At 60.1% G+C, this 19867-nt stretch carries 22 protein-coding genes; 10 read left to right on the top strand and 12 right to left on the bottom strand.

Features of this window, described 5'->3' with window-relative positions:
• Both G5358_RS08130 and brnQ read left to right on the top strand, forming a co-directional pair.
• Nucleotides 1-285: branched-chain amino acid transport system II carrier protein (locus tag G5358_RS08130; protein WP_421323927.1), on the top strand; the 285-nt coding region annotated here is incomplete at its 5' end.
• A gap of 449 nt (nucleotides 286-734) precedes the next feature.
• Nucleotides 735-2012 (top strand): branched-chain amino acid transport system II carrier protein, encoded by a 1278-nt coding sequence (brnQ, locus tag G5358_RS08125; protein ID WP_421323928.1) that lies wholly within the window; start codon nucleotides 735-737, stop codon nucleotides 2010-2012.
• Between the two features lie 73 nt (nucleotides 2013-2085).
• On the opposite strand, the gene G5358_RS08120 is transcribed toward brnQ, so the two are convergent.
• The 3 genes from G5358_RS08120 to zur are packed head-to-tail and all read right to left on the bottom strand — an operon-like array spanning nucleotide 2086 to nucleotide 3230.
• Nucleotides 2086-2316: a hypothetical protein gene (locus tag G5358_RS08120; RefSeq protein WP_042052444.1), complete on the bottom strand. Its 231-nt coding sequence runs from the start codon at nucleotides 2314-2316 to the stop codon at nucleotides 2086-2088.
• 4 nt (nucleotides 2317-2320) lie between these two features.
• Nucleotides 2321-2782: a chemotaxis protein CheX gene (locus G5358_RS08115; protein WP_005343179.1), complete on the bottom strand. Its 462-nt coding sequence runs from the start codon at nucleotides 2780-2782 to the stop codon at nucleotides 2321-2323.
• Nucleotides 2772-3230, bottom strand: coding sequence for a zinc uptake transcriptional repressor Zur (gene zur / locus G5358_RS08110; RefSeq protein ID WP_005335805.1), 459 nt, complete (start codon nucleotides 3228-3230; stop codon nucleotides 2772-2774). Before zur ends, G5358_RS08115 begins: the two co-directional genes overlap by 11 nt.
• A 137-nt stretch (nucleotides 3231-3367) precedes the next feature.
• Between zur and dusA the strand changes: the two genes are divergently transcribed.
• Complete coding sequence (gene dusA, locus G5358_RS08105) at nucleotides 3368-4354, top strand: tRNA dihydrouridine(20/20a) synthase DusA (protein ID WP_421323926.1); 987 nt, start codon at nucleotides 3368-3370, stop codon at nucleotides 4352-4354.
• A 69-nt stretch (nucleotides 4355-4423) separates the two neighbouring features.
• Here the strand turns inward: dusA and G5358_RS08100 are convergent, their stop codons facing one another.
• On the bottom strand, nucleotides 4424-4738 hold the full coding sequence (locus tag G5358_RS08100; protein WP_421206183.1) for a hypothetical protein: 315 nt from the start codon (nucleotides 4736-4738) through the stop codon (nucleotides 4424-4426).
• Nucleotides 4739-4856: 118 nt separating this feature from the next.
• Complete coding sequence (locus tag G5358_RS08095) at nucleotides 4857-6461, bottom strand: peptide ABC transporter substrate-binding protein (protein WP_270905672.1); 1605 nt, start codon at nucleotides 6459-6461, stop codon at nucleotides 4857-4859.
• 184 nt (nucleotides 6462-6645) lie between these two features.
• On the opposite strand from G5358_RS08095, the gene G5358_RS08090 reads away from it, so the two are divergent.
• Entirely contained in the window at nucleotides 6646-7353 is a 708-nt protein-coding gene (locus G5358_RS08090; RefSeq protein WP_005354823.1) for a ParB-like protein, read from the top strand.
• 101 nt (nucleotides 7354-7454) lie between these two features.
• On the opposite strand, the gene G5358_RS08085 is transcribed toward G5358_RS08090, so the two are convergent.
• Complete coding sequence (locus G5358_RS08085; RefSeq protein WP_421323925.1) at nucleotides 7455-8096, bottom strand: CatB-related O-acetyltransferase; 642 nt, start codon at nucleotides 8094-8096, stop codon at nucleotides 7455-7457.
• A 284-nt stretch (nucleotides 8097-8380) separates the two neighbouring features.
• Here G5358_RS08085 and G5358_RS08080 point away from each other — a divergent pair, with 284 nt between their 5' ends.
• Complete coding sequence (locus G5358_RS08080) at nucleotides 8381-8809, top strand: DUF2753 family protein (protein ID WP_005335785.1); 429 nt, start codon at nucleotides 8381-8383, stop codon at nucleotides 8807-8809.
• An 18-nt stretch (nucleotides 8810-8827) separates the two neighbouring features.
• Here the strand turns inward: G5358_RS08080 and G5358_RS08075 are convergent, their stop codons facing one another.
• Nucleotides 8828-9577, bottom strand: a complete 750-nt coding sequence (locus G5358_RS08075) for an enoyl-CoA hydratase-related protein (RefSeq protein WP_157161485.1) — start codon at nucleotides 9575-9577, stop codon at nucleotides 8828-8830.
• Nucleotides 9578-9667: 90 nt separating this feature from the next.
• Here G5358_RS08075 and G5358_RS08070 point away from each other — a divergent pair, with 90 nt between their 5' ends.
• The 3 genes from G5358_RS08070 (at nucleotide 9668) to G5358_RS08060 (ending at nucleotide 11557) form a co-directional block, all read left to right on the top strand.
• Entirely contained in the window at nucleotides 9668-10117 is a 450-nt protein-coding gene (locus G5358_RS08070; RefSeq protein ID WP_005335782.1) for a copper chaperone PCu(A)C, read from the top strand.
• A gap of 95 nt (nucleotides 10118-10212) precedes the next feature.
• Nucleotides 10213-10845 carry a TIGR04219 family outer membrane beta-barrel protein gene (locus G5358_RS08065; RefSeq protein WP_005354809.1) on the top strand — a complete coding sequence of 211 codons (633 nt, stop codon included), beginning with the start codon at nucleotides 10213-10215 and terminating at the stop codon, nucleotides 10843-10845.
• 31 nt (nucleotides 10846-10876) lie between these two features.
• A complete protein-coding gene (locus G5358_RS08060) occupies nucleotides 10877-11557 on the top strand; it encodes an SDR family oxidoreductase (RefSeq protein ID WP_201994735.1) in 681 nt (226 codons plus the stop codon).
• Between the two features lie 94 nt (nucleotides 11558-11651).
• Here the strand turns inward: G5358_RS08060 and G5358_RS08055 are convergent, their stop codons facing one another.
• Nucleotides 11652-13376 (bottom strand): proline--tRNA ligase, encoded by a 1725-nt coding sequence (locus G5358_RS08055; protein WP_040066982.1) that lies wholly within the window; start codon nucleotides 13374-13376, stop codon nucleotides 11652-11654.
• Between the two features lie 274 nt (nucleotides 13377-13650).
• On the opposite strand from G5358_RS08055, the gene rlmD reads away from it, so the two are divergent.
• Entirely contained in the window at nucleotides 13651-15003 is a 1353-nt protein-coding gene (rlmD, locus tag G5358_RS08050; RefSeq protein ID WP_005335776.1) for a 23S rRNA (uracil(1939)-C(5))-methyltransferase RlmD, read from the top strand.
• A gap of 78 nt (nucleotides 15004-15081) precedes the next feature.
• On the opposite strand, the gene G5358_RS08045 is transcribed toward rlmD, so the two are convergent.
• The 3 genes from G5358_RS08045 to G5358_RS08035 are packed head-to-tail and all read right to left on the bottom strand — an operon-like array spanning nucleotide 15082 to nucleotide 18561.
• A complete protein-coding gene (locus G5358_RS08045; RefSeq protein ID WP_042656389.1) occupies nucleotides 15082-15651 on the bottom strand; it encodes a PqiC family protein in 570 nt (189 codons plus the stop codon).
• On the bottom strand, nucleotides 15648-17297 hold the full coding sequence (gene pqiB / locus G5358_RS08040; RefSeq protein ID WP_005335774.1) for an intermembrane transport protein PqiB: 1650 nt from the start codon (nucleotides 17295-17297) through the stop codon (nucleotides 15648-15650). The genes G5358_RS08045 and pqiB overlap by 4 nt, the downstream gene beginning before the upstream one ends.
• The gene (locus tag G5358_RS08035; RefSeq protein ID WP_204481315.1) at nucleotides 17290-18561 is read right to left on the bottom strand and encodes a paraquat-inducible protein A; all 1272 of its coding nucleotides are present in this window, start codon (nucleotides 18559-18561) and stop codon (nucleotides 17290-17292) included. The genes pqiB and G5358_RS08035 overlap by 8 nt, the downstream gene beginning before the upstream one ends.
• Nucleotides 18562-18737: 176 nt before the next feature.
• Here G5358_RS08035 and hfq point away from each other — a divergent pair, with 176 nt between their 5' ends.
• Nucleotides 18738-19097, top strand: a complete 360-nt coding sequence (gene hfq, locus G5358_RS08030; RefSeq protein ID WP_005335772.1) for an RNA chaperone Hfq — start codon at nucleotides 18738-18740, stop codon at nucleotides 19095-19097.
• A 133-nt stretch (nucleotides 19098-19230) separates the two neighbouring features.
• On the opposite strand, the gene G5358_RS08025 is transcribed toward hfq, so the two are convergent.
• On the bottom strand, nucleotides 19231-19821 hold the full coding sequence (locus G5358_RS08025; protein WP_421323924.1) for an HAD family hydrolase: 591 nt from the start codon (nucleotides 19819-19821) through the stop codon (nucleotides 19231-19233).
• Between the last annotated feature and the right edge of the window lie 46 nt (nucleotides 19822-19867).

Genomic DNA, 19867 nt, shown 5'->3' with positions numbered 1-19867 from the left:
TCCATTCCGGTGCTGGTTGCCATCTATCCGGTTGCCGTGGCGCTGGTGCTGGTCACCTTCCTGAAGGGTTACTTCGGCCGCCCCCGTCTGGTGTTCCGTGGGGTGTTGATGGTTGCCTTCCTGTTCGGTTGCCTGGATGGTCTGGGTGCTGCCGGTATGAAGATGGATGCGTTTGCCTTCCTGCCGCTGTTCGACAAGGGCCTCGCCTGGCTGATGCCGACCCTGCTGGCCTGCGTAGTTGGCGTGATGGTGCGTCCGACCGAGATGGCTGCCGAAGCTGCCTGATCACACCCGATGTGATATTGCCAAGAGCCTGCCCCGTGCAGGCTCTTTTGTTTTCTGTGAGCCTCGCATTTCACCTCGCTTTGCTGCCGTAATTGTCACCGTACGCAGATAGCATCTGAGCAGCCGTATTTGGCCGCTATAACCTGTTCCCCTCTTCTTGCCTCCCATACGCCACGTGTGACACCTGTTTATGGATCGCCGAGTTGTTCGGCGATTAATTCCACAGCGGTAAATTGTTTCAAGATATTAATTGGTGATTGAGATCGAACTCCTCTTCTTTATGCTAAAGGTGGTGCGCCTCATCCGGTCCGCGGGCCGTGTGGGGGCGAGAGGTATTGTTACCGGTTATCTGCCAGGCAGTGGGTGCAATCAATAACAAGCTGATAAGGCAGATGAGGTTGAGTTTGACGAAATCATTGAAGTTGTCCGACGTATTCGGATTGGGGTTTATGACGTTTGCCTTCTATCTGGGGGCTGGCAATATCATTTTTCCGCCGCTGGCCGGTTTTATGGCCGGTGAGCATCTGCTGGCCGCCATGTGTGGCTTTTTGCTAACGGCAGTGGGCTTGCCGCTGATCACCCTGATTGCGGTGGCCAAGGGGAGTTCGGGGGGCGGCGCGAGTGGCTGGACCGGAATGACCCGCTATCTGCCCGCCGGGGCGGCGACGGCGCTGGCCATCGCCATCTATATCATCATGGGGCCAGCCTTTGCGATTCCCCGCACCGGTCTGGTCGCCTACGAGATGGGGCTCAAGCCCTGGCTCGGCGATGCCGGTCACGAGGGGCTGCTGATCTACACCCTGAGTTTCTTTGCGCTGGTGATCCTGGTGGCGCTCGATCAGGGCAAGCTCCTTGATGCGGTCGGCAAGTATCTGACCCCAGCCCTGATGGCGATGCTGCTTATTCTGGCGGTCGGGGTCTTTATGACGCCGCAGGGCACCATGCCTGATGCCAGCGGTGAGTACATAGATGCAGCCCTGACCAAAGGAATGCTGGAGGGATACAACACCATGGATACCCTGGCCTCCCTGATGTTTGGCGCCCTGATCATCGGGTTGCTGCGCCAGAAGGGGATCGAGGATTATCGTAGTCAGTTCAAATATCTGACCATTGCAGGCCTGATCTCGGCGGTCGGGTTGTCGGCGGTGTATGTCTCGCTCTTTCAGCTGGGCAACAGCGCCGGTGGGGTGGCGAGCGATATCAGCAACGGCGGCGCCATCGTCAATGCCTACGTCCTGAGTCTGTTTGGCCAACCGGGTCAGTTTATTCTGGCTGCCATCATTACCTTGGCCTGTTTTACCAGCGCAGTTGGCCTGCTCTGTGCCGGTGCTGACTACTTCCATGGCCTGACTGGCTGGGCCTATCGCAACTGGGTGAGCCTGCTGGGGGCGCTCTGTGCAGTGGTGGCCAATGTGGGGTTGAGCGAATTGATCGGCCTCTCCATCCCGGTGCTGGTGGCCATCTATCCGGTGGCCATCGCGCTGGTGCTGGTGACCTTCCTCAAGGGATGGTTTGCCCAGCCACGGCTGGCGTTTCGCGGTGTGCTGACGGTCGCCTTTCTGTTTGGTTGCCTCGATGGGCTGGGCGCTGCTGGTATGGCGATGGACGGTTTTGCCTTCTTGCCGCTGTTCGACAAGGGGCTTGCCTGGCTGCTGCCGACCCTGTTGGCCTGCATCGTCGGCATCCTGGTGCGACCAAGCGGTAAGCTGGCTGCCGAAGCGGCTTGATTCTGGAACAACGAGATCGCAAAGAGGCCAACATCTGCTGGCCTCTTCTGTTTCTGCCGGATCTGTTACCGGATCAGATTTGCGGGCCTGACGGCTTGGGTTTGCCATCCAGACCATACCAGTGGGTTTCTACCCGTCCGGCATGCCACTCGAAGGTGCCCCAGGGCTGCTTGGCTTCCCAGCGCGGGAAGTTGATGAGCACCCGGTTATCTTCGTACTTGTAGAGGGAGGTGCTGATCTGAATGTCCGACAGGATCAACAGCAGGGCCCAGCAGATGAAAATCCATTTCAATGCTTTCCACATAGGGTTACTCGAAGCAGATTTCGATAGTGGCGCGACCGAAATCCGATTCGAACGGCATCATGATCTTGGTGCCATCGGCACGGTGGGTAATGGTGTGGTTGGGGCCGGAGACGATGATGGGGGTCGCCATGTCAAACTCGTAGCCCTTCTCGCCCAGCATCCGTTTGGCACCGCCGGTCACCATGTTGGTGATTTCACCGACCATGTCGGTCACCTCTTCGTTGATGGAGGCGGGAGCTTCCCCCAGCATGCGGCGCATGATCTCCAGTGCCAGCCCCTTCTCGAAGCTGATGGAGAGGGAACCTCGGGTCTGCGGGCCGACCATGCCGATCAGGCCGGAGACGTCGCCGCGCGCCAGCTCATCCATCTTGCGTTTCGGTTTGCCCGGTTTGAGTTCCAGCTGTGCCATGGTCGAGAGCACATTGAGCAGGGATAGCAGGAACGGATTTACAAAATCAGCCTTCATGATGACTTCCTACAGTGGGCGTACAACGGGCACATTGGCCATGTGCCTCTATCGTCTTATTGGTAATAGTAAAACCATGCAAGTGGGCCTGCTCGGAAAACGCGCTATCGATCGCCGTATCGTGAAGCTCGACCACATCCCCGCACTCGTCGCAGATCAGCAACTGCATCGGGTGAGCGTGATCGAAGTGGCAACAGAAGATAAACGCGTTGAGAGATTCCACCTTGTGAGCAAAGCCCTGTTCGAGCAAAAAATCGAGTGCCCGATAGACTGTTGGCGGCTTGGCATTGGCTTCGGTTTGTTGCAGCTGGGCCAACAAATCATAGGCGCTGATGGCATTGCCGTGTGCCGCCAGCAGGCGAAATACCTGACGTCGGGTCGGGGTGAAGCGGATCCCTCGCTGTATACAGAGTCGCTCGGCTCGTTGTAAAAGTTGGTCTTGATTCATGATCGCGCAGATACCCTTTCTATTAGCCGGATACTATCACAGGGCCTCGCATGGCGCGGCGACAAAATTCATTTTCTGGGGCTGCTTCACGTTGTGATAAAATCCGCCCCTTTGTTTAGCCAACCCGGATGATTTTTATGCAGGCGCAGCGTTTTTCCATCGCCCCCATGCTGGACTGGACCGATCGGCATTGCCGTTACTTTCATCGGCTGATGAGCCGCCAGACCTTGCTCTATACCGAAATGGTGACCACTGGCGCCATCATCCACGGTAAGGGTGATTATCTGGGTTACAGCGAGCAGGAGCACCCGATCTCCCTGCAGCTGGGTGGCAGCAATCCGGCCGATCTGGCGCGCTGTGCCAAGCTGGCCGAGGAGCGTGGCTATGACGAAGTGAACATCAACGTCGGTTGCCCCTCCGATCGGGTGCAGAATGGCCGCTTTGGCGCCTGCCTGATGGGGGAACCGGCGCTGGTGGCAGACTGCGTCAAGGCGATGCGCGATGTGGTCGATATTCCGGTGACGGTGAAGACCCGTATCGGTATCGACGATCAGGACTCCTACGAATTTCTGCAGGCCTTTATCGAACAGGTGCGCGATGCCGGTTGCGATACCTTCATCGTCCATGCCCGCAAGGCGTGGCTGAGTGGCCTGAGCCCCAAGGAGAACCGCGAAATCCCGCCCCTCGATTATCCTCGCGTCTATCGGGTCAAGCAGGATTACCCGGAGCTGACCATTGCCCTCAACGGCGGTGTTACCTCCATGGAGCAGACTCTCGCGCACCTGCAACACGTCGATGGCGTCATGATGGGGCGCGAAGCCTATCAGAATCCCTACATTCTGGCGCAGGTGGATAATCTGGTGTTCGGCCAGAACAACGCCGTGCCGAGCCGCCACGAGGTGGTGCGGATGATGCTGCCCTATATCGAGCAGGAGCTGGCCAAGGGCAACTACCTCTCCCATATGACCCGCCATATGCTGGGGCTGTTCCAGAACATGCAGGGAGCCCGCGCCTGGCGTCGTCACCTGAGTGAGAACGCCTGCAAGCCGGGCGCCGGTATTCAGGTGGTGCTGGATGCCATGGCCAAAGTGCCGGAGTTTGCCAGCAGCGAGACGGCCGAATAAGCCGCTTTGTCAGGGCAAGAACCACAAAAAGCGCGTCAATCGACGCGCTTTTGGTTTTTCTGGTCAGGGTCACCCTGATGTGTTGTCAGAAGCCGTACTGTAGTCGTGTATCTCTCCGGGGCGCGGAGTAAAACGTGGATCGCCATCTTTGTATTCACGAACAAGCTGCATGGTCTTGCAGAAGCTGGCCTGCTTGTCGTACTCCTGCCGGGCAAGATCGATGGCCCGTTCGGCCCGGCGCCGCTCCATCTTGTCAGACTTGCGATCGCTGAACTGTTGCTGCTGATGCAGCATCCAGCCGACAAACTCTTGCTGGCATTGGGATTCGCTACTGGCCTGCGCAGGCAGGGTCCACAACAACGAGAGCAGTATCAAATAACGCATGTCTGACTGGGTATTGAAGATTAATTGAACAGAAGGGGCGGCATTTTAGGCTGGAAATCGGGATGTGAACAGTATCAATAGCGAGGCCCCGCAGGGCCTCGCATCGTTGTGGCCGGTCTCAGTGTTTGACGAGGTAGAGTTGGCGGCTGTAGGCCACATCTTCCGGGTTGTTGATGGGGTAGCCCTTGAGCCATGGCTTGATGAGGCGGGCATTGGTGTACTGGTAGATGGGGGCGATGGGGGCTTGATCCAGCAGGATCGCCTCCGCCTCGCCAAACAGCTTGCTGCGGCTGGCGGCATCCTGAGTGCTGGCCGCCTCTGCCAACAGTTGGTCATAACGGGCATTGGCAAAGCCAGCCATATTGCCGCTGTGACGAGAGCCCCACAGGCCGAGGAACGCAGACGGGTCGTTGTAGTCGGCCACCCAGGAGGAGCGGATCACCTCGAACTGACCGCTCTGGCGACTGTCGAGATAGGTTTTCCATTCCTGATTGGTCAGCTCGACCTCGGCGCCCAGCTTCTGCTTCCACATGCTGGCAATCGCCAGTGCCATCTTCTTGTGAATTTCCGCGGTGTTGTAGAGCAGGGTCAGCTTGAGCGGCTTGTCCGGGCCGTAACCGGCCTCCTTGAGCAGGGCCTTGGCCTTGCTGTCCAGCGCCGGTTGGCTGCTGGTGGAGAGCAAGTTGGCGGCCGGGGTAAAGCTGGCGGTCACATCCGGAGTGAAGTGATAAGCCGGTTTCTCGCCGGTACCGAGCACCTTGTCGGCGATCAGGGTGCGATCGATGGTGTAGGAGAGCGCCTTGCGCACCCGCACATCGTTCAGTGGTGCCTGCTTGGTATTGAAGGCGTAGTAGTAGGTGCCGAGCTGATCCGGGGTGTAGACCTCATTCGAGATCTGCTGCTTCAGCTTGTCGTACTGCTCCTTGGGGAAGGATTCTGTGATATGCAGGTCGCCCGCCAGATAGCGGTTGGTGGCCGCGCTCTCCTGATTGATAGGCATGAAGATCACCTTGGTCAATACGGTATGGGCCCGATCCCAGTAATAAGGGTTGGGGGTCAGCTCCAGCTTCTCGTTGACCACCCGGTTGTTCAGCACAAAGGCACCATTGCCCACCAGTTTGCCGGGTTGGGTCCACAGGTTGCCGTACTGCTCGATGCTGGCTTGATGGAGCGGCGACAGGCTGGGGTGGCTCAGCAGGTTCAGGAAGTAGGGCACCGGCTGGGAGAGGGTCACCTGCAGGGTGTGATCATCGAGGGCCTTGACCCCCAGCTCGCTGGCAGGCAATTTGCCAGCGACTATTTCGTCCACCTTGTCGAAACGGGCCAGCTGGGCGAACCAGGCGAAGGTGGCCGCCTCTTTCGGGTCGACCAGCTTGCGCCAGCCGTAGACGAAGTCACCGGCCTTGACCGGATCGCCGTTGGACCAGCGCGCATCCGGGCGCAGATGGAAGGTAAAGAACTGGTTGCCCTTGTTCTCCCAGCTGGCCGCCACCCCGGCAACCGGTTTGCCATCCGGCCCCTGGGTCAGCAGCCCCTCGAACAGGTCCCGCAGTACCTGCAACTCCGGCAGGCCGACCAGCTTGAGCGGGCTCAGGCTCGCAGGTTCATCCTTGAGGTGGCGAACGACAATCTGCTCGGCGGCGAGTTGTGTTCCGGCGGGAATATCGGCAGCCTGGACAGCAGCACAGCCCAGCAGGGCCAGCAAGGGGGTCCATCCTTTCATGGGTCGGATCCTTCAAATAGTGTGAAGCGGGGAGAAAACTCGGCGAGAAAATATCGCCGACAGATGGGAAATCATGATATCCCGTTTGCTGGTCTGACCGCCAGCATTCGACTCTCACTCCCAATCGGGGTAGAAGAGCATTCTCGGCGTCTGTGCAGTTCAATGTGGTGAGGAGTGTCAAACGATGAAAGCATGGTTATTGCTGGCCTGTGTGTTGAGCCAGGGTGCCTGGGCGTTGGCCCCGTGCCAGAGCGACACGGCGGTGGGCAACTGGTGCGAGATAGGCATCGATGCTTTGCACCCGACTCAGGGGGGCGTCGGCCAGATCCAGGTCGATGAGACCCAGGCCACATTGGCGGGCATGAGCGCAAAGCAGCTCGACAAGTTGATGAAAAAGAAAGAGATCCCCGTGGTGATTGCGCCGGATGGCAGCTACTGGCTGGTGGATAGACACCATCTCACCAAGGCGCTGTGGCAACAAGGAGTCAAGGATGCGCGGGTCAAGGTGATTGGCCGCCTGCAGGACAAAGCCAACTTCTGGAGCCAGATGCAGAACAACCACTGGGCTTGGCTCAAGGATGAGAAGGGACAGTCGCTGACCCCGGAGCAGTTGCCGACCAGTATCGACAAGCTGCCTGATTATCCCTATCGCACCCTCGCCGGACTGCTGCAGAATGCGGGCTACTTTCGCAAAGATAAACAGGTCTATTTCGTCGAGTTTGCCTGGGCTAGCTGGCTTGGCAAGCAGATGCAATGGATGCCGGTGGACAGCGCCAATCTGGCGGCCCGCCTGCAACAGGCCAAACGGCTCGCCTGCGGCAGCGATGCCAAGGATCTACCCGGTTATCCCGGCAAGCAGTGCAGCCTCAACCAGTCCAAAAGCGCGCAATGAGTGGATGTGCGATGACGGCATCCAGAGCATGCCGGAGATAACAGAGGGCGACCCCGGGGTCGCCCTTCTGCTGTCAGCTTGTTCGTGCTGGTTGGCGGTGGTCACTCATGGCGCTCCGCCCAGCGGGCTGCCGCCTGTTCAAGCAGGGCAACGTCACCTTGCTGGATCAGCGGTAGCAGATCGTTGACCTGTTGATCCGGCCAATCCCACCAGGCGAGGGCCTGTAGCCGGGCAATCTCCTCCTCGCCAAAGCGCATCCGCACCACCCTGGCCGGGGTGCCCGCCACCATGGCATAGGGCGGCACATCCTGATTGACCAGCGAACGGGCGCCGATGGTGACGCCGGGCATGATCATCGCCTCCATGCCGATCCAGACATCGTTGCCGATGCGGGTATCGCCTGCGGGGCGGTAGCTGCGCTTGAGCGCCGCCAGATCGGCGAACGGATAGGTGCTGATGAAGGACGTGTTGTGGGTGTGGTTGCCGCCCATGATGATCTTTACCCCGGCGGCAATCTGCACATAGTCGCCGATATGGAGACGGTCGATATGCCAGAGCGGCTCCCAGCCGGTTTCCGGGCTGCGGCTGAAGGGATCGCCATGGAGGTAGCGCACCGCCACCTCTTCGAAGGGGCCATCCCAGGCACCCGAGTAGTAGCTGTGCAGCCCCTTTAGGCAGATATTGGGGTTGGTCACCGTCAGGTGCAGGTATTCGACCTGCGACCAGTGTTGGCAGGTGTTCATGCTGGTACTCCTTTGCTGAATGGATCGGATGGGTTGCGTTCGCTTGAGCGCAGCTAATAGATCCAGACCAGCATGCGGGGCACGCAGAGCAGGGAGCAGCCCAGCATCTGCGGGAGGCGAGGTCGCATTGTGGTGTGCTCCAAAGAAGAGGGAAGGGCGCGATCATAAGGTCGGGCGCCGGGTTTGCCAAGGTTGCGCAGAGATCCTGCACTAACCCTCTGGTTGATATTTATTCTCAATTAGCCATGATAACACTCCCACCATGACGGACTCGGGAGAGCGAAATGACACCGCAAAGTTGGCAACGATACATGCTGGAGGCGGAGCGTGCCTGGCAGGCCGGTTCGCTGGGGGCGGCGATCTGCTTTTATCAGCAGGCGCTGGGGGATGTTTACGAGATGACTCAGGTCGAGTTGACCGAACTGGCCACCATGCGAGTCGCCACCTGCCACCGGCTGGCCGACTTCTGGCGGGCGATGGATGAGCCGACTTATGAGCTGCGCTACCTGAAGCTTGCCTCCGAGCTGGTCACGGCGCTGGTGCCACAATGCCCCAATCGGGAGTGCGAGGCGCTGATCAGCGAGCTGGGTTGCTGCCGTGGAGCCCTGCTCGCGTTTCTCAAGCGTCACCCCAATCCGGAAATTGCCCGGCTGATCCAGCTGCAGGACAAGGTGCAGGGCTGCGAGCTGATCGGCCGTTTTCGTCTCAACTGACAGGCGTTGAGCGGCAGCTCAGCTCCGCCGTTTGAGTTTCTGGGCGATGCGCTGTTGCGCCTCTTCCCCTTGCAGTGCCTGGGCGAAGGCGCGCGCCTCCAGATCAATGACAAAGTGCACCGCCTGTTTGAGCTCCTGTTTCAGCAGCGCCTTGCTCTTTTGCAGCGCTCTGGGCGGTTTGGCCGCCAGCTTCAGTCCCTGCTCGCGGGCAAAGGAGAGCACTCCATCGGCCGCCACCACCTTGTTGGCCAGCCCGAGCCGCAGCGCCTCCTCGGCATCAATCGCCTCGGCCAGCAGCAACAGCTCTGCCGCCTTGAGGTGTCCCACCAGACGCGGCAGCAGCAGGCTGGAGGCGAACTCCGGCACCAGCCCCAACTCGACGAAAGGAAGCTGCAAGCGGGCATTATCCGCCAGATAGACCAGATCGCAGTGCAGCAAAATGGTGGTGCCAATCCCCACCGCCGGGCCTGCAACAGCGGCGATCACGGGTTTGGGGAAATCGGCCAGGGTGTGGAGGAACTGCAGGATGGGGTCGTCGGGCTCCAGCGAGCTCTTGCCCATAAAGTCGGCCAGATCATTGCCCGCAGTAAAGCAATCCTGCTGCCCCTGCAACAGCAGGACATGCACCTCCTCATCGGCTGCCGCCTCTCGCAGCGCAGCCACCAGTTGTTGATACAGCTCGGTATTGAGGGCGTTGCGCTTGTCGGGGCGGTTGAGGGTCAGGGTGAGCAAGCCATCCTGCTGCTCGGCAATGAGAATGGGGGCCATGTCTAAATCCTTGTTATTGAAAGGTGCAAAAAAGGTTGCCGCTGGGGTAACCTTGGCGCCGTTTAACAACATCATAAAAGGATTTCAACCATGTTTAAACGTGCGTTTTATTCTCTGCTGGTTCTGGGTATGACGGCGCCTGCACTAGCCAAGGTCGAGGCTGTCGACGGTTATGTGCGCCTGTTGCCGCCGGGCTCCCCCAACACTGCCGCCTTTATGGTGCTGAAGAATGACGCCGACCAGCCGGTCAAGCTGGTGGCGGCGGCTTCTGCTGCGGCGGGGCGTGCCGAGCTGCACACTCACCTGCACGAAAATGGCGTGATGAAGATGCGTCAGGTCGAGAATATCGAGATACCGGCCAAGGGCGAAGCGGTGCTGAAACCGGGCAGCCTGCACATCATGTTGTTCGAGGTGGGCACGCTCTCCGAGCAGACCCCTTTCCCGCTCACCCTCACCATGGACGATGGTCAGAAGCTGGATCTGTCACTGCCGGTGAAGCCGATTGAGCCGATGGCAGAGATGAAGCATATGAAGCACTGACATTTGTCGTCGTTTGTTCAGGATTGACGCTGGGTATTTTGGCTGCACCGAGTAAAATAGTGCTCTTTTCCATGTATGCAAGAGGAAGTGACGTAATGAAAAAGACGCTGATTGCCGGTTTTGTGCTGGCTCTGTGCAGCCAGAGTGCCATGGCCGCTGACGACTGGCGTTTTGCCGCCGGTGCCGACGTATGGGCCGCCAAGGGCAGTGGTCAGGCTTATGGCACCAGTGCTGATGGCAGCTATGACGACAGCTACAACTGGAACGGCTATCTGCAACTGGAACACGGCATCATCTTCCTGCCGAACGCCAAGTTTGAAGTCTCCGATTTCAGCACCTCCGGCGGCAACTTCAAGAACGATCTGACTGCCTACGATCTGAGCCTCTACTACCGTCTGTTCAACAACGATCTGTTCAAGATCGATCTGGGTATGACCGGCCGTCACTACGATGGTGAGCAGGTCTACTTCGGTCGCAAGGGTTATGACGAAGATACCCTGATGGCCTATGCCGGCAGCGAAGTGAAGATCCCGGGCACCGGCATCGCCTTCTTCGGCGATCTGCGTACTCACGATGCGGACAACTATGACTACCGTCTGGGTGGTTCCTACAAGTTCTCCTCCATGCCGATCAAGCTGCGTGCCGGCTGGCGTGAAGCCAAGGTCGACTTCGCCAATATCGACCAGTCTGTTGATGGCTGGTTCATGGGCGGCGAATTCACTTTCTAATCTGACCGTCGACTGACGACGAGGAGCGATAATGGGCCACATCATAGTGACAGGTGCCGGTTCCGGTCTCGGCCGGGCGCTGACTATCGGACTGGTTGAGCGGGGCCATCAGGTCTCCATGATGGGGCGCCGTTATCAGCGACTGCAGGAGCAGGAGCAACTGCTCGGCAGCGCGGTGATCGGCATCGCCGCCGATCTGGCGCACCATGAAGAGGTTGACGTCGCCTTCGCTGCTGCGGTGGAGTGGGGCGGCCTGCCCGATATGGTGATCCACTGCGCCGGGGTGGGCGAGTTTGGCCCGGTCGGTGTCTACACCGCCGAGCAGATCCGCCGGGTGGTGGAGAGCAATCTCATCTCCACCATTCTGGTGGCCCAGCAGACGGTGCGGCTTATCGGTGAGAAAGGCGGAGTGCTGGCCAATGTGCTCTCCTCCGCCGCTCAGGTGGGTAAGGCCAACGAGAGCCTCTACTGCGCCTCCAAATGGGGGATGCGCGGCTTTCTCGAATCCTTGCGCGCCGAGCTGAAAGGCTCGCCACTGCGGCTGGTCAATCTCTATCCGAGCGGGATCCGCAGCGAATTCTGGGCCAACTCGGATCACGTGGACCCGAGTGGCTTCATGACCCCGGAAGATGCGGCGGCCTATATGCTCGATGCGTTGGAAGCCAGAAGCAGCTGCCACGTGACCGACCTCTTTATCGGTCGCAATCCCTGAGACTGAGCCTTGTCATCCGGTTGCCGTCGTCAGAACATACAGAAACAAAAAGCGCGCCAAACGGCGCGCTTTTCTATTCAGGTAAGGGGCGGAATTAACGGCCCAGCTTGGCCTTGAGCATGGCGATGATGTCGCTGATGGCCACTTCCTGCTTCTCGCCGGTGCGGCGGCACTTGTACTCCACCACGCCGTTGTCCAGACCGCGATCGCCGATGACGATAGCGTGCGGGATGCCCAGCAGCTCCATGTCGGCGAACATCACGCCCGGGCGCTCTTTACGGTCGTCGAACAGCACGTCCACACCAGCGGCTTTCAGCTCGGCGTAGAACTGTTGCGCCTGCTCGGCCACGCGCTCGGACTTGTGCATGTTCATCGGCACGATGGCCACTTCGAACGGGGCGATGGCGTCCGGCCAGATGATGCCGTACTGGTCGTTGTTCTGCTCGATGGCTGCGGCCACCAGACGGGAAACCCCGATACCGTAGCAACCCATCTCCATGGTGACGGACTTGCCAGCTTCGTTCAGCACGCTCGCCTTCATCGCTTCGGAGTACTTGGTACCCAGCTGGAAGATGTGGCCCACTTCGATGCCGCGCTTGAGCAGCAGCTTGCCCTGGCCGCACGGGCTCGGGTCGCCTTCCACCACGTTGCGCAGGTCGGCAACTTCGTAGGTAGCGATGTCGCGATCCCAGTTGGCACCGGTCAGGTGGAAGCCGGTCTCGTTGGCGCCGCAGACGAAGTCCGCCAGATGGGCGGCGCTGCGATCGACGATGATGCGACCGGCAAAGCCGACCGGGCCAATGGAACCTGCATCGCAACCGGCGGCAGCTTTGATCTGCTCGTCGTTGGCGAAGGTCAGCGGGTTGGCAACGCCAGCCAGTTTCTCAGCCTTGATTTCGTTCAGCTCGTGGTCGCCACGCAGTACCAGCGCGATGACGGCCTGCTTGCCGTGCTCATCTTCCTCTGCCAGTACCAGCAGGGTCTTGGCGATGGCGGTCGGCGCCACGTTCAGGAAGGCAGCCACTTCGTCGATGGTGTGGACGTTCGGGGTGGCAACCTTGGTCAGGGCTGCGGTGGCGGCAGCGCGCTCACCAGCCGGTGCCAGCGCTTCGGCCATCTCGATGTTGGCGGCGTAATCGGAGCTGTCGGAGAAGGCGATCAAGTCTTCACCGCTCTCGGCCAGTACCTGGAATTCGTGGGAACCGGTACCACCGATGGAGCCGGTATCGGCCTGCACCGGACGGAAGTTCAGGCCCATGCGGGTGAACGCCTTGCAGTAGGCGGCGTGCATCTTCTCGTAGGTATCGACCAGAGATTCCTTGTCGATGTGGAAGGAGTAGGCATCCTTCATCAGGAATTCGCGGCCGCGCATCACGCCGAAACGGGGGCGCACTTCGTCGCGGAACTTGGTCTGGATCTGGTAGAGGTTGAGCGGCAGCTGCTTGTAGCTGTTCACTTCGTAACGCACCAGCGCAGTGATCACCTCTTCGTGGGTCGGGCCCAGCACGAAGGGGCGGTTGTGACGGTCGGTCAGACGGCACAGCTCGGGACCGTAGTCATCCCAGCGGCCGGACTCCTGCCACAGCTCGGCGGGTTGTACCACCGGCATGGAGACTTCGACGGCACCAGCATTGTTCATCTCTTCGCGAACAATGTTCTCGATTTTCTTCAGTACCCGCAGACCGGTTGGCAACCAGGCATACATGCCGGAGGCCAGTTTACGGATCATCCCGGCGCGCAGCATCAGCTGGTGGCTGACAACTTCAGCGTCGGAGGGGGTTTCCTTGAGAGTGGAAAGCAGATATTGGCTGGTACGCATCGCGGTAGACCTTAGCTAGAACGGGCGCGGGGCCCAGGATAATTTCAAGGGCGGAATTTTAACAGGCTGGGCGTTGCGGCCCAAGGGCTAAATTTGCCGCAGCCCGAAAGGTGACCACGCCCGGCAGATAGCCTGGGGTAATGACCATTGCAACAAGCAGGCTTTTTATGCCTGCAATTTGGCCGGATCTCCGCTAAACTCTGCCACCTTTTCTCGATGGGCATGGCTCTGCCGCGTTCATCACCCCCCATTTTTAGTACTTTTGGAGCCGCTCATGCCGTTAGTGGGACATCAACACCAGATCGAGATCCTGGAACTGACCGACAAAGGAGATGGCAAAGGACGCCTGTTCGATCGCCCCCTGTTTGTCGAAGGTCTGCTGCCCGGTGAGCAGGCGCTGGTGGAGCTGACCGAGGTCAAGCCGAACTATCTGCACGGCAAGGTTGCCGAGCTGCTCCAGCCCTCTGCAGATCGGGTTGCCGATTTCTGCCCCAACACCGAGTGTGGTGGCTGTCAGGTACGTCCGCTGGCCTATCCGGCCCAGCTCAAGCTCAAGCAGGCACTGGTGCAGAGCGCACTGGAGCAGGCCGGGCTGGGTGACACCCCGGTCAAGGATATCCTTGGCATGGAAAGCCCGTTCGCCTATCGCAACAAGGCGCAATATGCGGTGCGTGGCTGCGACGCCGGTGCCGAGATCGGTTTTTATCGCAAGCACTCCCACGATCTCATCACCGCCGATGACTGTGCGGTGCAGGATCCGCTGCACGTCGAGCTCAACGCCCGGGTGCGCAACTGGATGCGCGCGCATGACATCGCCGCCTATGACGAAGTAAACCACAGCGGCTGCGTGCGCAACCTGATGACCCGCAAGGGCTTCAAGAGCGGTGAGCTGATGGTGGTGCTGGTTACTTTGGGCGAGGAGTTACCGTTCGAAGCCGAGCTGTTGGCAGCTCTGAGCGATCTGCCGGTCACTACCCTGGTGCAGAACATCAACGATGAGCGCACCAACCGCATTCTGGGCGCCACCAACCGGGTGCTGCTGGGTGAAGGGGTGATCCGCGACAAGATCCACGAACTCGAGTTCGAGATCTCGCCGCTCTCCTTCTTCCAGAACAACCCGACCCAGACCGATGTGCTCTACTCCAGCGCCCTCGAGTATGCCGAGCTGACCGGTAACGAGACGGTGTTCGACATCTATTGCGGTATCGGCACCATCTCCCTGTTCTTGGCTGGCAAGGCCGCCAAGGTCGTCGGGATCGAGTCGGTGGAGAGCGCCATCAGCGATGCTCGCCGCAACGCTGCCCTCAACGGCATCGAGCACACCGAATTCCACGTCGGCAAGGCGGAGCAGCTGATGCCCGAGCTGCACGCCCAGGGCGTGACCGCTGACGTGGTAGTGATGGACCCGCCCCGCAAAGGCTGTGACAAGGCCGTATTGCAGACCCTGGTCGCCATGGCGCCCCGCCGTCTGGTCTATGTCTCCTGCAACCCGCAGACCCTGGCCCGCGACCTCGCCTGGCTGGTCAAGCAAGGCTTCGTGCTGGACGAGGTGCAACCGGTCGATATGTTCCCGCACTCCATGCATGTGGAAGCGGTTGCCCGCCTGAGCCTGCCTGCCAAGGCATAAGTCGCCCCAGACTCTTGCCCATAAAAAAACGACGCCAGCTGGCGTCGTTTTTTATCTCTGCAATCGGGGGATGGCCAGTTAGCTGGCGCTCTGGCGCACCTCGGCGGCAATCTGGTCGAGCAGCTGTTGCCAGCCCTGACCCAGCTCGTTCACCAGCGCGTTATAGCCATCGGCCGGCAGCACCCGCTCCTGACGGAAGGGAGCATCGCGCAGCACGGTGCCATCTTCCGCCAGCAGGCGCCAGCGGCCGCTCAGCACGGCGCTGCCGTCATGACGGCCCTGAAAGCGCTCCACCAGAATGGTCAGCACCGGCCCCTTGCGGGCGCCATCCTGCCGTACCACCCAGCCAGGCAGGCGGGTGGAGAGGCCATTGAGGGTGAGCTGGTTGAGCTGATCGTCCAGCGCACCGGCCCAGCGATGGTACTCGGTGAAGTGGAGCTCTTGCCCTTCCAGCTGATAGACCAGACTGATCCGGTCGAGCTGGCTGGCCAGCGCCACCGGGCGCAGCACCAACTGGTGCTGCGGTTGGGCCGGGGCCGTCACGGGTTGCTGACTATCGGCATCGAGCGAGTAGTAGTGCAGACTTGGCTGGCTGCTGCAACCCGCCAGCAGGCCCAGCAGGGCCAGCGTCAGGATCTCTTTTTTCATTGTTTGCCTCGCTTGGGCTCAGGGTCCGATGGATGCGCGCGATCGAAGATCAGAGAGCTGGGCTGCTCGTTGAGGGAGTGCACCAGCGGCTGCAGTTCGCGCATCAACTGATTGAGGGTCTGCACCGACTGACGCAGATCCTGATTGGTCTGCGACTGGGCATCATAGGCCTGCAAAGTCTCCTGCAACTGCTTGAGGCTCTCGTTGAGCGAGGCGGGCAGCTGCTGGGTGGAATCCTTGGCGGTGAGCTTGTTCAGGTTGGCGCTGACTGCACTGATGTTCTTCAGGGTGCCATCCAGGGTGGTGAGTGACCCGTTGACCTTGGTCAGGGTGGTCGCCATGTCCATGTCGACAAACTTGTCGAGGATGAGGTTGACCTTGCGCTCGATCTGGTCCAGCCCGCCCTGCACGGTGGGGAAGACCTGATAACCGGCCAGCTTGGCCTGCTCGAAGCGCGGCGCGTCCGGATAGAAGTTGAGGTCGATGATCTTGCCGCCGGTCAGCAGGCTCGAGGTCTTGAGGCTGGCACGTAACCCCTCCTTGAACTGCTTGCCGAACAGGGCACGCCATTGATCCTTCTCCGCCTTGGCATAGCGGTGGGAGAGGCGCTGCACCTCGATGCGAGCCAGCACCGGGATCTGGCGGCTCTTGAAGATCTGCACGCCCTTGTCCTCGATGAGGTAGGGGGCGGAGATGACGGTACCAACCCGGATACCGCGATACTGCACCGCCGCGCCCGGGTGCAGGCCACCCACGTTGTCATCGAACAGGAAGACGTAGTCGATGAACTGATCCAGACTACCGGCCAGCACGCTCGCCTCATCCTGGAACAGGGTGAACCCTTCCATCTGTTTGACCGGCTCGCCAGGCGCCCAGCCGGGTGGCAGACCCATGGTGATGCCGCCATCGATCAGGCTCTCCAGCGAATCCATCTTCACCTTCATCCCCTCGCTGCTCATGGAGACCTCGAAGCCCGGGGTCATCCAGAAGCGGGAGTTGCTGCTCACCAGAATGTCATAGGGGGCGTGGATGAAGATTTGATACTGCATCTCGCTCTTTTCCGGCAGGAACTTCGCCTCTTCCACTTGACCTATGGTGAAGCCCTGATAGTTGATGGGGGAGCCTTCTCCCAGCGCGCGGGTGTCGCGACTGCTGAGGGTGAGACGCAGCCCCTTGGCATCGAGGGAGGCGAGTGGCGGTTTGTCGAGCATGGCGTATTCGTCCCGTGCCCGACCTTTCTTGCCGGGGGCGAGCTCGATATAGGCGCCGGAGAGCAGGGTGCTCAGACCCGATACCCCTTCACGGCCCACTCTGGGCTTGACCACCCAGAACTGGCTGTCACCGCGCAGCATGCCGGAGGCGGCATTGGTCAGCCGTCCTTTCAGCACGGCATGGCTATAGTCATCACTCAGCTCGACGGCCTCGATGCGACCGACGTCCACTTCGCGGGAACGGATCACCGTCTTGCCAGCGACTATGCCCTCGGCAGTGGCGACTGTCAGGGTGAAACTGGGGCCCTGGGAGTACCAGTGCTGGAACAGCATCCAGAGACCGATGAACAGCGCCAGCAGGGGCACCATCCAGATTGCGGCGGCAGAGCTCAGAAAGTCAGAGCCCGGTTTCCACCTTTTTTTACGCTCACTCACGTTCGCGTTCTCCTTGTTGTAAATCCCAGATCAGGCGGGAGTCGAAACTCATGGCGGCGACCATGGTGATCAGCACCACACCTGCAAATGCGACGGCCGCAGGGCCGGGATAGATGGTCATCAGATTGTCGAGCCGGATCAGGCCCGCCAGAATGGCCACCACGAAGACGTCGATCATCGACCAGCGTCCGACAAATTCGGTCATGCGATAGAGTTTTAGCTTGCCGAGGGGGGAGGTGACATTGCCGCGCTGCACCATATAGCAAAGCCAGAATAGCGCCAGTATTTTCACCAGCGGCACCACCACGCTGGCGAAAAAGATCACCGCCGCTATGGGGTAGGAGCCCATGGCCCAGAGCAGCACCACACCGCCGAGGATGGTGGAGGGGCTGTCATCACCGAGAAACACCGTATCCATGATGGGATAGACGTTGGCCGGAATGTAGAGAATGGCGGAGGTAAACAGCAGCGCCCAGGTACGGTTCAGGCCGCCCGGCTTGCGGGCATGCAGCTTGCCGCCGCAGCGGGAGCAGCTATGGCAGCCCACCTCGCTCAGGGCGCCACAGATATGGCAGCCCACCAGACCTGATTCCAGCGCGCCCGCTTCCGGGTCGATCTCCCGCGCCTCGGTCGGGCCGAACAGCCGCTGCCACAGCCACATCTGATCCAGCGAGGAGATCATCTTGATGAGCAGCACCGTGTAGCCGACGAAAGCCCAGAATGACAGCCCCATCTTGATGTCGGCCATCCCCATCAGCTTGACCAGCGAGATGAGCACCCCCACCAGAAAGACATCCACCATCAGCCAGGGTTTGATCCGGCAGAGCAGACGGCCGAGGGAGCGCAGGGCATTGCTGTGCAGATCTTTATCGATCCGCCACAGCACCAGCATGATGGAGCCCATATAAACCAGTGGCAGGCCGATCAGGGTCAGGCTCAGTACCGCGCCGAGAAACAGATAGCCCTCATCCACCAGGGTGGTGATGCTCTGCAAAAAGGTCATCTCCTGGCCCACCCCTTTGGCCGAGAAGGACATAAAGGTAAAGGCATTGGCGAGCACGAACATGATAAGTGCCGCGAACCCGTAGGAGATCGGCCGCAACTCCTGCTGTGGCAGGTGGCGACTCAGGGTGTGTCCGCAACGGGGGCAGCAGCTGGCCTGTCCCACCTCGAGCGGTGTGGCCGGTATCAGCAGGTCACACTCTTCGCAGGCAGTGGCATCATGGACATAGGTGGTGTGGTGTTGGTGTGAAACCGGATGCAAGATAAAACCCCAGATAAGGCCCGTGGTAGAGCCAGAGCTGGCGATTATCGCAGTTGTGCTGGTCAGCGACCAGCCCCCGGAGGCCGCTATTGCTGGCGGGAGTGAGAATGACTTTGACAAGCCAGTGCCCATTTAGCACAATCAAACGCCACTTTTTTTCCGCGGGACAATAATTTATGACAACTGAATCCCCCAGCTACTCCACGATTGAGCAAGCCTTCTCCCTCGGGAACGGGCAAGATTCTGCCCTCAACTGGTTGCGCAAGAACCGCAGTCAGGTCGCTATTTTTCTGGTGAGCGGCATCAAGCTGGAAGGCACCATCAGCGGGTTCGACCAGTACAGCGTGCTGCTGACCGATGCTCATGGTAACCAGCAGCTGGTCTACAAGGCCAAGATCTCCACCATCGCCATGCACACCGGCCGTCCGCAGGTGAACATCCAGCGTGCTCGCAAGCCGCGTGTCTCCATGGCGCCGCGCCCCCACGGTGCGCCGGGTCGTTATGACGACAATCAGGGCGGCGGCAACAACGAGTAATCGTCTGCCCCGCACGCCCCGTTGACGCGCCCTGCGTCAGCGGCTGACGGAACCTGCTCTCATTTTTCATTCATGTCCCGTATGAGAGCCGGTTCCGGTTATCGCCCCTTGCAGGGCGATATTTTTTTCCGCACTACGCGGTTATGCCAACCGGTTGACCCTCTTTGACCATGCAGGTCTGCATACCCGCCGCCTCTCCGGCCTGTACCCCGATACCGGTATCTTCAAACACCAGACAGCCTGATGGCGCGACCCCCAGCTTGCTGGCGACCAGCAGGAAGGTGTCCGGATTGGGCTTGTGCAGCTCCACATCGTCTGCGGTGACCACCACGGAGAAATAGCGATCCAGCCCGGTGTTGCGCAGCACCGCTTCGGCGTTGACGCGGGGCGAGCCGGTGCCAATCCCCATCGGGATGGTGCCGTGATAGCGATCGAGCAGTTTCTGCATGGCCGGAAACACCGTCGCCTTGTGCAGGTTGGCCACATAGTGGGCGGTCTTGCAGCGAGTCACCTCGAGCGGATCGAGGGGGATCTGCTGCTCTTCGGCGACCAGCAGCGCGATCTTGCGGCTCGGCATGCCACCCAGTTCATAGAACCAGTCGGCATCGAAACGAAAGCCAAACTCGCGGGCGGTGTGCTCCCAGGCGGCGAGGTGCAGCGGCATGGAGTCGACCAAAGTGCCATCAAGGTCAAAGACCAGGCCTTGGAATCCGGAAAGGGTCATGGTGCGGGGTCTGTCTCTGAAAAAAGGGAGCCCATTCTAGCCAGTG

The sequence above is a fragment of the Aeromonas sp. 604176 genome (assembly GCF_049170755.1).
In the GTDB taxonomy this organism is placed as follows: Bacteria; Pseudomonadota; Gammaproteobacteria; order Enterobacterales; family Aeromonadaceae; genus Aeromonas; species Aeromonas veronii_A.
The sequence above is the reverse complement of the archived record's forward strand: the minus strand, read 5'-3'. Positions and strand labels throughout refer to the sequence as shown.

Bases quoted from the DNA above. Each gene is read 5' to 3' on its own strand.
- brnQ (WP_421323928.1), top strand. From the start codon at position 735: ATGACGTTTGCCTTCTATCTGGGGGCTGGCAATATCATTTTTCCGCCG.
- G5358_RS08120 (WP_042052444.1), bottom strand. From the start codon at position 2,316: ATGTGGAAAGCATTGAAATGGATTTTCATCTGCTGGGCCCTGCTGTTG.
- G5358_RS08115 (WP_005343179.1), bottom strand. From the start codon at position 2,782: ATGAAGGCTGATTTTGTAAATCCGTTCCTGCTATCCCTGCTCAATGTG.
- zur (WP_005335805.1), bottom strand. From the start codon at position 3,230: ATGAATCAAGACCAACTTTTACAACGAGCCGAGCGACTCTGTATACAG.
- dusA (WP_421323926.1), top strand. From the start codon at position 3,368: ATGCAGGCGCAGCGTTTTTCCATCGCCCCCATGCTGGACTGGACCGAT.
- G5358_RS08100 (WP_421206183.1), bottom strand. From the start codon at position 4,738: ATGCGTTATTTGATACTGCTCTCGTTGTTGTGGACCCTGCCTGCGCAG.
- G5358_RS08095 (WP_270905672.1), bottom strand. From the start codon at position 6,461: ATGAAAGGATGGACCCCCTTGCTGGCCCTGCTGGGCTGTGCTGCTGTC.
- G5358_RS08090 (WP_005354823.1), top strand. From the start codon at position 6,646: ATGAAAGCATGGTTATTGCTGGCCTGTGTGTTGAGCCAGGGTGCCTGG.
- G5358_RS08085 (WP_421323925.1), bottom strand. From the start codon at position 8,096: ATGAACACCTGCCAACACTGGTCGCAGGTCGAATACCTGCACCTGACG.
- G5358_RS08080 (WP_005335785.1), top strand. From the start codon at position 8,381: ATGACACCGCAAAGTTGGCAACGATACATGCTGGAGGCGGAGCGTGCC.
- G5358_RS08075 (WP_157161485.1), bottom strand. From the start codon at position 9,577: ATGGCCCCCATTCTCATTGCCGAGCAGCAGGATGGCTTGCTCACCCTG.
- G5358_RS08070 (WP_005335782.1), top strand. From the start codon at position 9,668: ATGTTTAAACGTGCGTTTTATTCTCTGCTGGTTCTGGGTATGACGGCG.
- G5358_RS08065 (WP_005354809.1), top strand. From the start codon at position 10,213: ATGAAAAAGACGCTGATTGCCGGTTTTGTGCTGGCTCTGTGCAGCCAG.
- G5358_RS08060 (WP_201994735.1), top strand. From the start codon at position 10,877: ATGGGCCACATCATAGTGACAGGTGCCGGTTCCGGTCTCGGCCGGGCG.
- G5358_RS08055 (WP_040066982.1), bottom strand. From the start codon at position 13,376: ATGCGTACCAGCCAATATCTGCTTTCCACTCTCAAGGAAACCCCCTCC.
- rlmD (WP_005335776.1), top strand. From the start codon at position 13,651: ATGCCGTTAGTGGGACATCAACACCAGATCGAGATCCTGGAACTGACC.
- G5358_RS08045 (WP_042656389.1), bottom strand. From the start codon at position 15,651: ATGAAAAAAGAGATCCTGACGCTGGCCCTGCTGGGCCTGCTGGCGGGT.
- hfq (WP_005335772.1), top strand. From the start codon at position 18,738: ATGACAACTGAATCCCCCAGCTACTCCACGATTGAGCAAGCCTTCTCC.
- G5358_RS08025 (WP_421323924.1), bottom strand. From the start codon at position 19,821: ATGACCCTTTCCGGATTCCAAGGCCTGGTCTTTGACCTTGATGGCACT.